Origin of the sequence: Pseudoalteromonas sp. BSi20652, assembly GCF_000239855.1 — a bacterium.
Taxonomy (GTDB): Bacteria; Pseudomonadota; Gammaproteobacteria; order Enterobacterales; family Alteromonadaceae; genus Pseudoalteromonas.
The window spans coordinates 1-13,909 of record NZ_BADT01000046.1 but is presented as its reverse complement, the minus strand read 5'-3'; the positions used below and the strand labels follow the sequence as shown (position 1 = coordinate 13,909).

The window sequence follows — 13,909 nt, the reverse complement described above, 5'->3', positions numbered from 1 at the left end:
AAGGATAAAAAAATGGATGCTAAAGGCATAAAACAACTTATAGATAAGCTAAATGGCCATACTGCTACAGCACTTGAATCTGCTGCAGGTTTTGCCAGTAGCCGTAGTCACTTTGAAGTACTTCCAGAGCATTTGCTTATTAAATTAATGGAAGAAGGCAGTAATGGTGATCTTGAGCACATTTTTCATTTTTTTAATGTTAACCAAGATGCTGTTTGGCATGAGTTACTAGACTTTTTAAATAGGCAGCCTGCGGGTAACCAAAGTAAGCCTACATTTTCGCGTCGTTTATACGAATGGCTAGAGCGCGCATGGCTAAGTGCAAATGTTCAGCATAAGAGCGATTTTATAACAGGTGCAGCCTTAGTTGACTCTTTAACTGAGTTGTTACCATACAGCCCAGTGCTTCAGTTACCCGCACTCCTCGATAAAATTGACTCGCGCTTTTTAGCTGAAAACCTAGATAAAATATGTCAGCAATCGTCAGAGCGTTTAAACTCTGCGGCTAAATCACAATCAGCCAATAAATCAGAAAGTTCAAACGACAGTGCAGCACTGGATGAATATTGCGAAGATTTAACGGCTAAAGCAGAACAAGGAAAAATAGATCCTGTACTTGGCCGTAATGACGAAATTAGAATGATGGTCGATGTGTTATGCCGTCGCAGAAAAAACAACCCTATTTTGGTAGGTGATCCAGGTGTTGGTAAAACAGCGGTTGTAGAAGGGTTTGCACAACGTATTGTTGATGGCCAAGTACCACAAGACCTAAAGGGTGTTCGCCTTTTAGTGCTTGATATGGGGTTACTACAAGCAGGCGCAGGTGTAAAAGGCGAATTTGAACGACGCTTAAAAGCCGTAATTGATGAAGTAAAAAACTCTACAACGCCAATCATTATGTTTATTGATGAAGCACACACACTAATTGGCGCTGGTGGCGATGCGGGTATGAGTGACGCAGCAAACTTACTAAAACCGGCGCTTGCCCGTGGCGAACTGAGAACCGTAGCCGCTACAACGTGGAGCGAGTATAAAAAATACTTTGAACGTGATGCCGCATTAGAGCGTCGTTTTCAGCTTATTAAAGTTGATGAGCCTACAGAGCAAGCGGCTCAGCTTATGCTTGCTGGCTTAAAAGACAAATACCAGCAGCATCATAATATTCAAATAACCGATGACGCTATTGAAGCCGCTGTTGTTTTATCTTCGCGTTACATAACAGGGCGTTATTTACCAGACAAAGCCATTGATGTACTTGATACCGCCGCGGCGCGTGTGCGTATGTCGTTTGCAACAGATCCTGCAGCAATAGAAGCAGAGCGTGAACACATAAATTATTTAGAAACCAGAATAAATAGCTTAAATGTAGAGTTAGGCCAAGGTTTAGCGGTTGATCAAGATAAGCTAACGCACTTAGTAGAAGAGTTGGTTAATGCCCAAAGTAAATTAGCTCAGTTAACACATTCGCGCGAATCGCAAATATCGACCTTAAACCAAATTAATGAAATTAAACAAGCAAGCGACAAAGACCTTGATAGCGAGTCGTTATTAATGCTTCGCCAGTCACTTAAAGAGCAAAATACGCAAGACAATGGCTTATTTAGTGAAGTAGATGCCGATGCCGTTGCGCAAATTATTTCACAGTGGACCGGTGTGCCAGTAGGGGCAATGGTAAAAGATCAAATTAGTAATTTAATTAATTTAGAAGCCACCATTGGCCAAGAAGTAATAGGCCAGCAGGCGGGGATTGCAAAAATTGCGCAAACGCTCAGAGTGAGTAAAGCGGGTGTAAGTAACGATGAAGGTCCGCTGGGCGTATTTTTATTGGCTGGTCCATCAGGTGTGGGTAAAACAGAAACAGCGCGTTGTTTAGCAAAACAGCTATTTGGTGGCGATAAATTTTTAACCACAATAAACATGAGTGAATACCAAGAGTCGCATACTGTATCGCAACTTAAAGGTTCACCGCCCGGGTATGTAGGTTACGGCGAAGGCGGCGTGTTAACCGAAGCCGTAAGACAGCGCCCGTACTCTGTTATTTTGCTCGATGAAGTAGAAAAAGCGCATAAAGACGTGATGAATATGTTTTATCAAGTGTTTGAGCGTGGCAGCATGCGTGATGGTGAAGGGCGTGAAATCGACTTTAAAAACACCGTTATTATCATGACATCTAACTTAGGCTCTGCTGAGCTAATTGACGCCTGCACACCACCAACGGTAATAGACTTAAGTCCAAAAGAAGACGACGAAGAGTCGCAACAATCCGAACACGAAGCGGCAATTAACGAAGCCCTTAACCCAGCGCAAGCGCCCATTAACGAAGACGGAACACCTTGGTCAGTGCCTGCTATTGGCGCGCTTACCGATTTAATAAAACCTCAGTTACTTGCTTTTTTTGCACCGGCTTTATTAGCCCGAATGCAGGTTATTCCTTATTTAGCACTCGACTCTGACGCATTACAGTCAATTGTTAGCTTAAAACTCGAAGCAATAGCTAATCGATTACACGAAAACCATAAAATGCAGTTACGCGTAGATGCCAGTGTGCTTGAAAAGCTAACCACCCAGTGCACGCTCTCTGACAGTGGCGCACGTATGGTAAATGCGGTCATTGAACAACAAATACTGCCAGGGATAGCCAAATCAATTTTAGAATTTATGGCAGAAGAAGACATGCCAGATATTTTAACGTTAGCTGTTGATGAGCAAGACGAAATTACGGCAACATTTGCCGATAATGCGTAAATAAAAGGACAAAAAAATGGGATTCATGGACGTATTTAACGAATTAAAAGCCAGCTCAAGTCATTTTAGTGTTGCAATACAAGGCATGCCCGATGGCATGGTGTATGTAACCGACTTTGAGTCTAAAAACGATCGTTTATGTGAAGACTATGAATTTAAAATCCAAGTATTGAGCCCAGAGCATTTAACGTCAGACATGTTAATAGGAAAAGACGTTTCGCTTTCTATGGTGTGGTCGATGACTGACCGCACTATATCAGGGTTAATTAGCGGGTTTATAGCACATGGTCAAAGTCATCAGGGGTATCATTATACCTTGGTCATGAATTCCCATTTAACGCTCCTTAAACATCAGCACTCTAACCGAGTATTTACTGCCATGGATGCAGGAAAAATAATTAGCAGTGTGTTTAAAAAAGCAGGGTTTCCTACTCAAAAATTAAGTGTTCAAGCAAGCTCTAGTTCGCTTGATATGACCGTTCAATACAACGAAACAGATTACGAGTTTGTAACCCGGTTAATGCGTAAATATGGCTTTGTATATAGCTTTATTGAGCAAACTGGTGGTGAGTGTACGCTGCATATATGTAATGACTCCAAAGAGATTGCACAAAAGTTTGATGAGGTTAATTTAAGCTACATTCCGCCTTCGGGACAAGTTAGAACAAGCGAATCAATATTTGCAATAAGCAGGCAAGCGCAATTGTTTGTGCAAAGTACACACTTAAACGACTACAACTACCAAGCGCCTGGAAACTTGCAAGTATCGCAAAATAATAGTGCATCGGTAACCGGGTTTGGTGAAGACAGCCATTACGGCGACAACTATGCACAATCGGGAGATGGGCAAACCCTTGCAACTATTAGGCAGCAGGCGTTTGATTGCCAACGAGAGCAAATAATAGTTGATACCGATTGCAGAGCTTTACGCCCTGGCATGCGCTTAAATATTTATGACCACCCAGAGCACGACGGGCAATACTTAGTAACACGTGTAGAGCATAAAGGCAGCCAAAATGCAGCCGTTGAATATGGCTCTAACGTTAAAGGTTTGACGTATAAAAACCAAGCGTACTTAATTAGCGTTGACCAAGTGTACAAAGCCCCATTAATTCCCGCTAGACGAGTATTTGCAACCTTTAACGCATTAATTGAGCAAGAAATAGATGACAAAGGTAATTACGTTGTAAAGCTGCCTTTTAACCAAGATGGTGAAGGTCAAGAGAGCCGCTCAACACGTCTAATGCAACCGTATGGTGGCAGTGGTCATGGTATGCATTTTCCGTTAACACAAGGCACAGAAGTGCTCGTTTGTGGCGAAAATGGCGATTTAGACAGACCCATTATTTTGGGGGCACTTTATAATCAAAATGCGCCTAACCCAGTAACAAGCCAAAACCCAACAGAAAACAAACTGGTGACCAAAGCAGGTCACAGTTTTGTAATGGACGACAAAAAAGGCGAAGAAAAAATAAGCCTTGCCAATAAAAACAACAAAAACCAGTTACTGCTTGATGCAACAAACGGCGCACACCAAGCAACGCTTAAATCGGTTGATGGTGACGTAAAAATTTCGGCTAAAGAAAACCTGCAATTTGTAGCTGAAAATGATGCTAATTTTACCGTGGCAAATAACTTTACTACGCGTGTTGAAAACAACCTGCAAATTCAAACGCGTGAAGGTGATATTACCGTCACCTCAGCAGCCGACTTAAGCTTAAAGTCGACGGCTAATACGCGCATTGAAGCAACCGATGGCAATTTAGAATTAAAAGCAGCACAAGAGCTTAAAGTGCAAGCCCAACAAGATGTAAGTGTTTACTCTGTTGACGGAAACCTTGAACTTCAAGCGCCACAGGGAGATTTAGAGCTTAATAGTGGCAATAACATTACTATAAAAGCCAATGGTCAGGGCTCTATTCAATTAAGCCAAGGCGGAGCAAGTATTGAAATAGATGCAGCGGGCAACTTAACGATTGATGCCACTAATATAACGCTGAGCGCCACTAATATAGCTATTAAAGGCAGTGCAATTAGTAATAACTAAGTTAAAGGAGTAATTTAATGAGTGCACAAGTTAAAAGTATTTTTAATGATCAGCAAATACTCGCGTTAGTGAGCCGTGTTGACCGTTTAGGAAAAGTTAAAGCCGTTTTGATTAACAATGTAGCCCATGAAATTATCGCGCAGGCTGCACACATAACACCGTGTAAAATTAACGACACCGTACTACTCACCCATACTTCACAAGGGTTTGTAGTAACGGCGGTATTAGCAAGCGAAGATCAAGCTCCTGCTGCATTAATAAAAAACAGCCAAGGGCATATCACAATTGAAGCGCAGCAAAGCATAACGCTGCAAACGGCCAAGGGCCTTATAGAAATATTTGCTGACGGTACTATTGTGCTCGAAGGGCAAGATATAACGGCAAACAGCGAGCAAGACCTAACCTTGGCTGGTTGGCCAATTAGGCTTAACTAACGCTATGTTTGCACAGGTCACCAAAGTTAAACAGCACAAGCAACGTTTAACCACATTACTAAAACATAAACAAAAATTGCAACAGCAAGGGGTGTATTCGCTTGCGCGTTTAAACGTGATTGAAAGCCAATTACTTAACCACTTATACACTTTAAGTGACTTAAAAAGTGAAGCGCCAACAGATTACTTTTTGGGCAAAAACCTTTCTGAGGTTAGCACACTAACGCTTGATGAATTTATTAAGCTTGCGCTTAATAATGCAGAACACAGCGATATATACACCCTACTTTTACAAACGCTTAATTATGAACACACGCGCAATAGCGACGAAACGTTTGACGAGTTAAAGTCGACAGAAAACTTGGGTTACTACACCTTATTAAAGTATTTAATAAGCTACTGGCAAATAAGTGAAAACAAAGCACTGCGTAATAGCCTTATAAGTGAAAAAGAAGCCCTAGATGAAAGCATAACTACCTTACTTTTTTCCCAGTCGTTGGGGGAGGCAGAGCAAAACAGCGCCATGCTGCACCCCAATTTTAACATTGCTTATGCGGCTTTAGTTAATGCGTATTGCACTAAAGCCGACCATGTATCAGACATGTTATTTAAAGTATTTGCAAAAACGAGTGATGACTCACACAAAGCTAAGCTACTTGCATTAGCAGGCTTTACTAACGATCCCCGCTGGGACGAACCGTGTTTTTTATTTTGTAAAGCCAACCCAGACCAATGTGAATATGTATTAAGCCACTTTGTTTATAAGCGGGCACTGCCTCTTTTTATTAATTTAATGGCGCAAGGGGTAACCCAAAAGCCAGCCTACGCTGCATGGCTAACCATTACCAATCGTGAGCTTGCAAAAGCAGATAAAATGTCAGCTGTAAATACGGGTTCAACCCCTCATAGTGGCTTAAACCTAGACGATGCAGAACACGCAAGGCAAGCTTTTGCGCTCACCCCAGGAGAGCAGTTACTCAACGGCATAAGCTTTACAAGCAGCAATGCCGCTCAGCAGTTAAAAGGCCTGGGTGGAACAGTAGTACAACGCGTTTTAGCTACACATTATGAGCGCCAACAAGCGTGCGCTTTATATCATGTGTTACTCAGTGCTAATCAATGGCAGCAAATTGTAAAGGAGGCAACAAATGCTAAATAACTTCTCTCCTTGGCAGGCTAGTTTTTTTGATGGCTGGTTGCGTGACCGCACGCAGGCTAAAGTAGTGCTTGTTAAACAAAACTTTGAATTTGACGAGCAAGGTAATGTCACCGCAAACAACCCGGGTGACGAAATAATAGTAGCAGATGATTATTACAACGAGCCCGCTAACTCATCACTCAGTGAAGTAAACGAACAGGTTGCATTTAAAACGGGTTTTGAAGTGTATGGCAACTTTACAGCCTATCCGCCAAAAGCAAAACAAGCCCGCGTAATAGAGGTGGAACTTGCCCTTTATGAGCACACAAATCCTCTGTTTAATAAACGTTTACGTATTACAGGTACGCGTTTTTGGAAACGCTCATTGTTAGGGCCAGTGGCCACCGACCCACTCATAATTAAACCAACGCCTGTTGATTACAGCCATGCATTTGGTGGCAAAAACCTCAATGACGACACCGATTACTTACTAGAAAACCCATTAGGCTGTGGTTATAAACTAAAAAATAAACACGCGGTAGGGCAGCCATTACCGTGTATTGAATATGCAACAGCGCTTTTACGTAAGCCAAGCCATACAACACCGGTTGCCAGTTTTTCGGCCATTCCATCGCACTGGTCACCGCGCATAGAGCTCATGCCAGAAATAGATCAAAAAGCACTAATGGCGGGTAACTACCCGTTTAAAACTCAGCTTAACGAATTTTTTAATAACACCGCACCGATAGATCAGCGGGTAAATAAAAAATTTACACAAGGCTGGGCGTTTACACTATCGGGTTTGTATCCACTGCAAGAATATGGGCAGCACCAGCGAGTAAACCTTCCCTTTGAAGAGCCCATAGTACAAATTGTGAATACACTCAATAGGCATACATTGGCCATGCACTGCGACACACTGGTTATTGACTCAGACTCACAGCAGTTTTCTTTACTATGGCGAGGGCATATTGATGCAATAAATGTTGCAGAAAATAGCCAAGTAATTGTGGCTAAAAAGGAAAGCAACAATGACGTTTGATGTACTTTGCCACATAAATGCAACGGGATTCGCTGCCAGCAGTTTGTATACAGCCGTTGCAAATCAAATGCTGTTTTCTAAACCAAGCAAAGCGCTTATACGGTGCGACATAAGCTTAGATGCCCCTTACATAATGGTCGAAATAGATGAACTAGCTCAGTTAGACAGGCAAACTAAATGCCTACTTTTACTAAGCCAACTACTCGAACATATTGATATACCCACGCTTAGGCAAACGTCGCGCATTAGCCAAATTGTGTTTGTACTCCCTCAAGACGAACTAGGTAACCCCGTTATCGATAACGATACACTGGCTGAGTTACTGTCTGAAGTCATTTTGCAGCAAGTGCCCGATTTTAACCAAACTACAACGCTTGATTTAAAAAGCATAGCGCCCGATACGCTTATAATTGCACTCGACTCATGCGTAAGCTACCAATATGTAAGTAACCAGGCCAAAAATAACGCGGTGCAAGTATTAAACGGCCCGCCGGGTATTATAAATGGTGAAGGCGGATACGCGTTACTGACTCATTTACAAGGCGGCCTTAGCGCACAATTTTATAGTGGGGAATTAAACGAGCAGCTCAACCAAGCACAGGCTTGCGTTAGTAACACTTACCTATTTGCAGGTAAAGACTCGTTAGCATGGCAAAAAAAATGGTTTGCCAATACACAAACACTCTATAGCCCAGAAGACGAACTAATAGAGCTTGCCAACTTAAATAATACTATTGGCTATCAAGGGGTTGCAAACGCCCCCGCAGGGCTTGCCCTCGCAAATAGCTATTTAAATAACCCACTAAATAAAGGGTTACAGCATGTTTTTTTATTATTTAATTCATCCAGTGATCAATTAATAAAAATTTCAAGGAGTGAAACTTAATGCCCTACATTAATGCAATTGCAGGTAAACAAACAGGCACTGTGCAATACGATATTGACGCGCTCACAGCCGATGTACGAAGCGGTGGCTCTGTAACATGGCGACACAACAACCCCACTTTATTAGGGTTAAATAACAGCGCCCGAAGTAATGGCGCGTTAGGAAAAGCAAATGGCATAGCCATATTTGAAGACCGAGCAAGCGGCGACGCCGCATTTTTAGCCGAAATTGGCCGCCCCAAATACCGCGAAAAAACACTCGGTGAAATGGTTAATACCTTCATACCCGACTACATAATTCCACCCCCGCAATGGGATAGCCAAAAAAACGAGCCCATATTGCCGTGGAATGAGTCGCAAACCAATATGGACGTTAATAAACCCATTACCAATGCTCAAGCATTTTTAGATTTAGTATCAAGCCACCTAGGCTGGGAAGCAGGCACTCAGGCGCAATTAATTAAAGATTCGCAAGCGCAAGCTGCGCAAGTGGCCACAGTATCAGGGCAAAATGTACTCATAAATGGCCGCACTGCAGTGCACCAAAGTAGTGGCGGCAAGCTAAGCACTATAGATGTATGTTTAACCACAGTAGGCCCAAGTGTCATCCCAATCCCTTATCCAAATATGGCCGCAGCAAGCGATGTAGCAAGTGTGGCGGGGTCAGTCAAAATAAATGGAAATGGCGCGGCTAACATCAAGAGTAACTTTTCAAAGAGTAAAGGCGACAAGCCGGGTAACAAAAAAGGCATAATAAGCGGTACAAACGATGGAAAAGCAGAGTTTATATTAGGCTCATTTAATGTGCTGATTGAAGGAAAATCCGCAGTGCGCCAAGGCGATTTAATGATATCAAACGCTAAAAACACCCCGCCTATGCCGCTAGCGCAATCAGGTGGCGCATCACCTAGGGGGTTAAGTGTGCAAGTGAGGGATTTAGGCGCAGAAGGTGAAGACCCAGCAGAGGCAGTTTATAGTCTTGAAGCGCAAAATAATGATTTGTTTTTGGGACAGGGCACTTTTAAATTGTCACAGGGCGGATACAGCATAAATAAAGTATTAGGTGAGGCATAAAATGACAACTATTAATTATGTTGAAAAACTACCTAGTGTTGATTCTCCATGTTCACTTGACCTAATTGTTCCAACGCAATGCGGAAAAGGGCTTATGGTGCCGTTTGGTAAGGCAGAAACTCAAACAAAAAATAATCCTAAACCAACTGATCAAATTCCTAAACAGCTGACAATTAAACCACGCGTATTTACAGAACCATCACTTGATAAAAACAAAGCAACTGAGCCTACATTTATAGAACAACCTGATAACTTTGCTGAGAATACAGCATGTGGATATTTATATATATTTGTTGATGGTTTTTGTGGCGCGAGTATGCAGCACTGGGCTTAAGCGGATACAGTGAGATTGATTTAGCAAAAGAACACAGTTTAGACACGCGTAAATATTCAGGCGCTAATGTTAGTAATATTATTATTCCAAGCGCAGCTAAAAGCTTATATAACGGTGACAATCTAAGTAAAACAAAAGTAGAGGTCGCATTTTCGAGAGTGCAATGGTCTTGGGACTACATTTGTACTTTAGGTGGAATGTTTGAAAGTGATAAACGCTTAACACTTAAACCACTTTTGCAAAGGTGTGAAGATACAACTAAAGCCACTACTTACAGGTCACACAGGTTCACATTGCTTGATTTTACGCAAGGCATGCCGGCTCTTTTAGCAGCTGACGGAACCTTATACCTTCATGATAAGCTAGGTATTGCACATCGTTTATTTATGCAAATGGAAATGGCTAAAGTTGTGATGCAAGTTGAATATGAAAAGTTAAAATCTAAGCCATTTTACGATTCAGCACTACTTGCATATCAGCTGTATTTAAATGAAAAACTTCATAAAAAAATATCTAAATTTGCAGGGCCAGCGGTTGGAAATCAAGATATCCACGAAGACAGAAGTTTAGAGGCTAGCTCTTTGCGCGATGTAGCAAAACACCTTGACGCAAAAGAGATCGAAAAGTGGCTCACTTCAAAAATCGGATTGAGTGCCCTAGAAACATACTTAGATAGTAGAAAACAGCTTGTAGGCTTTTTTCAAGATAAATTTGATACAGAGTCACTACAAACAGTATGTAGCAATAATAATATTTCAACGTTACCAAGCTGGAGTGCTGTATCGCGTGACTTAACTTGTCTGGGCCAAAATGCTTATGGTGCTGCTTTAAAAACACTGTATGAGTATTTAAATGCAACAAATGAACGTACTGCTGAATTACCTATTTTTATAAAACCTATTACAGATAGTGCTAAAAAAAATGAACTCAAAAAGCGCATAGCTGAAGCAGAAAAAGACGGGCAAACACTTGCCAAAAACTTATGTAATGACCCACAAAGTTTTGTTAGAACACAATTAAGCGCTAAAGAAAGTGCTTATGGGCAAGATTTTAATAACGCGCAATATGCAAGTATCGTTGATGATATATCACAAGAGCCCGGCACCTTTGATCCAGAAAAATGGCAAACGTATTTTACAAATATTGCGCAAGCAGGTCACAGCCTTGGTAATACAGAAACCCTGATTGCTCATGCTTTCAAAACGTCTGATAAAGTACTCACCGAATTAATTAAATATTGGAAACGCGCATTTGACCCAGCTGCTAACCCTAATGTATCGACACTTCAAATAAAAGTTATTGGCGCAAGCTTAAAGGCATCTGGCGTTGAACCTTATGGCAATATTAAAATTCATAATTTTAATGGTGTACCAGAAGGGCACACAATTATTGGTGTTGATATAGTCGAAAGCACGCTATTCAAAGAGCCTAAACTCAGGCGTGCAAGTAAAGCACTAGATAGAGTAATTAACGCGATAGATAACAATAAAAAGCCAAGCGCTAAAGATATTAGTATTATTTCGGGGAATGTACCGCGTGAAGTCACGGGCGATAAAGGCGCTCATGGCACAGTGACCATCACGGACAGTAAAACAGGTAAAACAATCGGGGTGCAAGCCTCTAAACACGCTGCTGCTTTTATACAAAAGGGGCTGGATACAAAAAACTTTGCTAAAGACTTATCAACACTCACGCTTGACGTTTTAACGCTGCCTACCGAGCATGTAACAAATTCAATGTTGGCAGCGCATTACAACAATTTAAATCCCATAAAAAGCACGGCAATGCGGTTACCATCAACAGCTAAATTAATGGATAACTGGATAAAATCAAACCCCGGGACCTTCTTTTTACTCGATTCAATCAGCACTATTAATACTTATAAAGAATATAAAAAGAATTTTGAAGGAAAAGGAAGAGCTTATGAAATAGGTAAAAATATAGCGTCCATTTCATCGGTTATTATCTCATCGGCCCAAGTATACGAGGCATACTTTAATAACCGCACAGCTATGTCAAAAGCGATGTATACTGATGTAGCAGAAAAAATTGAAGACTTTATGCGTTATAAAGAAGGGACAGTCTTATTTACAAAACTTAGGTTTGCGGCTGGCTTGGCAGGTGCTCTTACCTCTAGTTTATTAATCTGGGATGCATACGATTTAAATAAAAAAGGGCAGCATGGTGCAGCACTTACCAGTTTAATTGGTGGCGGCTTAGGTATTGCCAGTGCCATACATGGTGCTGTATTTGTTTCAATGGGGCCATTTGGTTGGGCGTTTTTAATTGGCAGTATTTTAGCCGGGCTCGTCGCGAGTTACTTAACAATCACTGATGCCGAAATATGGGCAAAATACGGCATATTTTCAATTGATAAATCGACAAAAATAAATTTTGATGAGCAAACTAAAAAAATAAGCCTGCCAACACAAAACGACTATACAACGTTTACAAACCCCAAACTTTACATGCGATTTATCACTTCTGTACTCTTTAGCCCTAAGCTTACAATTAAAAAAATGGCTTGGAGTTGGGATCAATATGTAATTGAAGTCGGGTTACCCCTGTATATTGAACAAAAAAGCCAAGTTTACTTAAATGTAACAATAAAACGTTACTCACGAGGTGGTCAGTCACTCAACGTAGAAACAAACCCTATTTACGTTCCAAAAACAGGGCGGCCTGTTCGCTCTCAAACCGCATTTGGAGTTAAAGACATCGCCGTGTTACAACCACTTGAGTACGAGCGTGATGCTAAAGGGCAAATAATAAAAGCGAATACGTTTGGGGAGTTTGATAAAAGTATTGTATGGCATATAAATGCCAAAGCGCGTGTAGAGGTAGAAAATGTATCGTACCCACAAAAACTGTTAGCTTATAAAAAAATAGACGATGAGCAAGCACAACCAGAAAATGCTATTGATTGGCAAACAGAAATTTTAAAACTGTAAGGAACAGAATGTCAATTTCATATAAATTTGCAAAACTAAATGCAAGAGTGATAGAAAATTCGCAAAATTTTAAAAATTATTTTTCAAAAAAAAGGTTTAATAAATTCAATGGTTTAATGGGATTTCAAATAGTTAAATTTTTAGTTTTAAAAGATGAAGAAAGAAGGCTTAAAGATTCAAATAGTATTGATAACGAGGGACGCTACTTAGGCTTTCAAAAAGGGAATGATTGGTCGCTAGGGGTGGTATTAGGGCCAATATTTCTGGGGCCAGTATTAAGTTTTTTTTCTATTATATCTCTGTTGGTATGGGTATATGAATCATTTTATTACCCAGAGGTTGCGGCTTTTCCTGTTTTTTTGTATGTCTCTCTTTGGGTTTTAATTTATTTTTTTAAACTTTAGCCCTATATTAGCGCGTTTTATCTTGCCTAAACGCGAGGTATATTTTGACCGCCAAAACCAAACAGTGAGCTTTTCGTGGTCAGTAAACAACGCAGATAAAAATGAGCACGGCCATTCGACATTTCCGTTTGAGGATATAGAAGCGTTTTATTCTAAAGCCAACCACTCACAAGGTCATGGTGTCACCCATGCGATGTATATTGCCCATAAAGATTATGAAAACCACCGTGGTGCATTTAGTGAAATACGCGTAAAAGACAACCCACAAAACCCAAACTACTGCAAATACACATGGGAGCGCGTTGTGCGCTTTATGGATTTAACCAAACCACTCGTTGATTCACCTGAAATAGAGCCATTTCGTCACTTTGACCCAATAACACACGAGTTTGATAAACAAAATAACCGCCCTGAAACGTACTGGCGTTTAATGAGCTACAAGCAGATGAAGCAAATAGAAGAAGCACTTGATGATGATATTTACCGCTTTAACTTTGATGGCGCCATCACCAACCCAAAACGCTGGGCAAACAAAGAAATCACCAAACCATGGGAAAAGTGGCCAATAGATGAAAGCCTAAACCAACCAGACAACACCCCATATTGGAAACGCCTGATGAAAACCCTTGCAATGCAAATTATTGCGGGTGTTTAAAAGTTACTGCTCTTTAACAATCAGAAAAGGAATTCAAGCCTAGGCGGTATATGCCGCCTAGGTTTACTAAGATAGGAATAATATGAGTATTTTTAAATATTTGGGTGGAGCTTTACCTAGGAAAACAGTCTTTAACCAATTTTTCGAGCAAGGTAATACACTCGACTTGCAAACAAAATTTAGTGGCTTATGCCTGTTAG

The 13,909-nt window shown here is 41.0% G+C and carries 11 protein-coding genes; all 11 read left to right on the top strand.

What is annotated here, in order from left to right; translation table 11 throughout:
* Positions 1-12: 12 nt before the first annotated feature.
* Genes tssH through P20652_RS17530 form a run of 11 tightly spaced genes read left to right on the top strand, consistent with a single transcriptional unit; the run spans position 13 to position 13,709 of the window.
* Positions 13-2,745, top strand: coding sequence for a type VI secretion system ATPase TssH (gene tssH, locus P20652_RS13830; RefSeq protein ID WP_008166628.1), 2,733 nt, complete (start codon positions 13-15; stop codon positions 2,743-2,745).
* Positions 2,746-2,770: 25 nt separating this feature from the next.
* On the top strand, positions 2,771-4,792 hold the full coding sequence (locus P20652_RS13835; protein WP_008166626.1) for a type VI secretion system Vgr family protein: 2,022 nt from the start codon (positions 2,771-2,773) through the stop codon (positions 4,790-4,792).
* A gap of 17 nt (positions 4,793-4,809) precedes the next feature.
* Positions 4,810-5,226, top strand: a complete 417-nt coding sequence (locus P20652_RS13840; protein WP_008166624.1) for a hypothetical protein — start codon at positions 4,810-4,812, stop codon at positions 5,224-5,226.
* Between the two features lie 4 nt (positions 5,227-5,230).
* Positions 5,231-6,385 carry a hypothetical protein gene (locus P20652_RS13845; protein WP_008166622.1) on the top strand — a complete coding sequence of 385 codons (1,155 nt, stop codon included), beginning with the start codon at positions 5,231-5,233 and terminating at the stop codon, positions 6,383-6,385.
* Positions 6,375-7,406, top strand: a complete 1,032-nt coding sequence (locus tag P20652_RS13850; protein WP_008166620.1) for a DUF2169 domain-containing protein — start codon at positions 6,375-6,377, stop codon at positions 7,404-7,406. Before P20652_RS13845 ends, P20652_RS13850 begins: the two co-directional genes overlap by 11 nt.
* Positions 7,396-8,292: a hypothetical protein gene (locus tag P20652_RS13855; RefSeq protein WP_008166619.1), complete on the top strand. Its 897-nt coding sequence runs from the start codon at positions 7,396-7,398 to the stop codon at positions 8,290-8,292. Before P20652_RS13850 ends, P20652_RS13855 begins: the two co-directional genes overlap by 11 nt.
* Entirely contained in the window at positions 8,292-9,365 is a 1,074-nt protein-coding gene (locus tag P20652_RS13860) for a DUF4150 domain-containing protein (protein ID WP_008166617.1), read from the top strand. The genes P20652_RS13855 and P20652_RS13860 overlap by 1 nt, the downstream gene beginning before the upstream one ends.
* Position 9,366: 1 nt before the next feature.
* Positions 9,367-9,699 carry a hypothetical protein gene (locus P20652_RS13865; RefSeq protein WP_008166615.1) on the top strand — a complete coding sequence of 111 codons (333 nt, stop codon included), beginning with the start codon at positions 9,367-9,369 and terminating at the stop codon, positions 9,697-9,699.
* Complete coding sequence (locus P20652_RS13870) at positions 9,669-12,650, top strand: MFS transporter (protein ID WP_008166614.1); 2,982 nt, start codon at positions 9,669-9,671, stop codon at positions 12,648-12,650. Before P20652_RS13865 ends, P20652_RS13870 begins: the two co-directional genes overlap by 31 nt.
* Before the next feature lie 8 nt (positions 12,651-12,658).
* Entirely contained in the window at positions 12,659-13,054 is a 396-nt protein-coding gene (locus tag P20652_RS13875; protein WP_008166613.1) for a hypothetical protein, read from the top strand.
* A 22-nt stretch (positions 13,055-13,076) separates the two neighbouring features.
* On the top strand, positions 13,077-13,709 hold the full coding sequence (locus P20652_RS17530; protein ID WP_008166612.1) for a hypothetical protein: 633 nt from the start codon (positions 13,077-13,079) through the stop codon (positions 13,707-13,709).
* The last annotated feature ends 200 nt before the right edge of the window (positions 13,710-13,909 follow it).

Coding starts and splice junctions, on each gene's coding strand:
- P20652_RS13855 (WP_008166619.1), top strand. CDS start 7,396: ATGACGTTTGATGTACTTTGCCACATAAATGCAACGGGATTCGCTGCC.
- P20652_RS13840 (WP_008166624.1), top strand. CDS start 4,810: ATGAGTGCACAAGTTAAAAGTATTTTTAATGATCAGCAAATACTCGCG.
- P20652_RS13875 (WP_008166613.1), top strand. CDS start 12,659: ATGTCAATTTCATATAAATTTGCAAAACTAAATGCAAGAGTGATAGAA.
- P20652_RS13865 (WP_008166615.1), top strand. CDS start 9,367: ATGACAACTATTAATTATGTTGAAAAACTACCTAGTGTTGATTCTCCA.
- tssH (WP_008166628.1), top strand. CDS start 13: ATGGATGCTAAAGGCATAAAACAACTTATAGATAAGCTAAATGGCCAT.
- P20652_RS13835 (WP_008166626.1), top strand. CDS start 2,771: ATGGACGTATTTAACGAATTAAAAGCCAGCTCAAGTCATTTTAGTGTT.
- P20652_RS13850 (WP_008166620.1), top strand. CDS start 6,375: ATGCTAAATAACTTCTCTCCTTGGCAGGCTAGTTTTTTTGATGGCTGG.
- P20652_RS13860 (WP_008166617.1), top strand. CDS start 8,292: ATGCCCTACATTAATGCAATTGCAGGTAAACAAACAGGCACTGTGCAA.
- P20652_RS13845 (WP_008166622.1), top strand. CDS start 5,231: ATGTTTGCACAGGTCACCAAAGTTAAACAGCACAAGCAACGTTTAACC.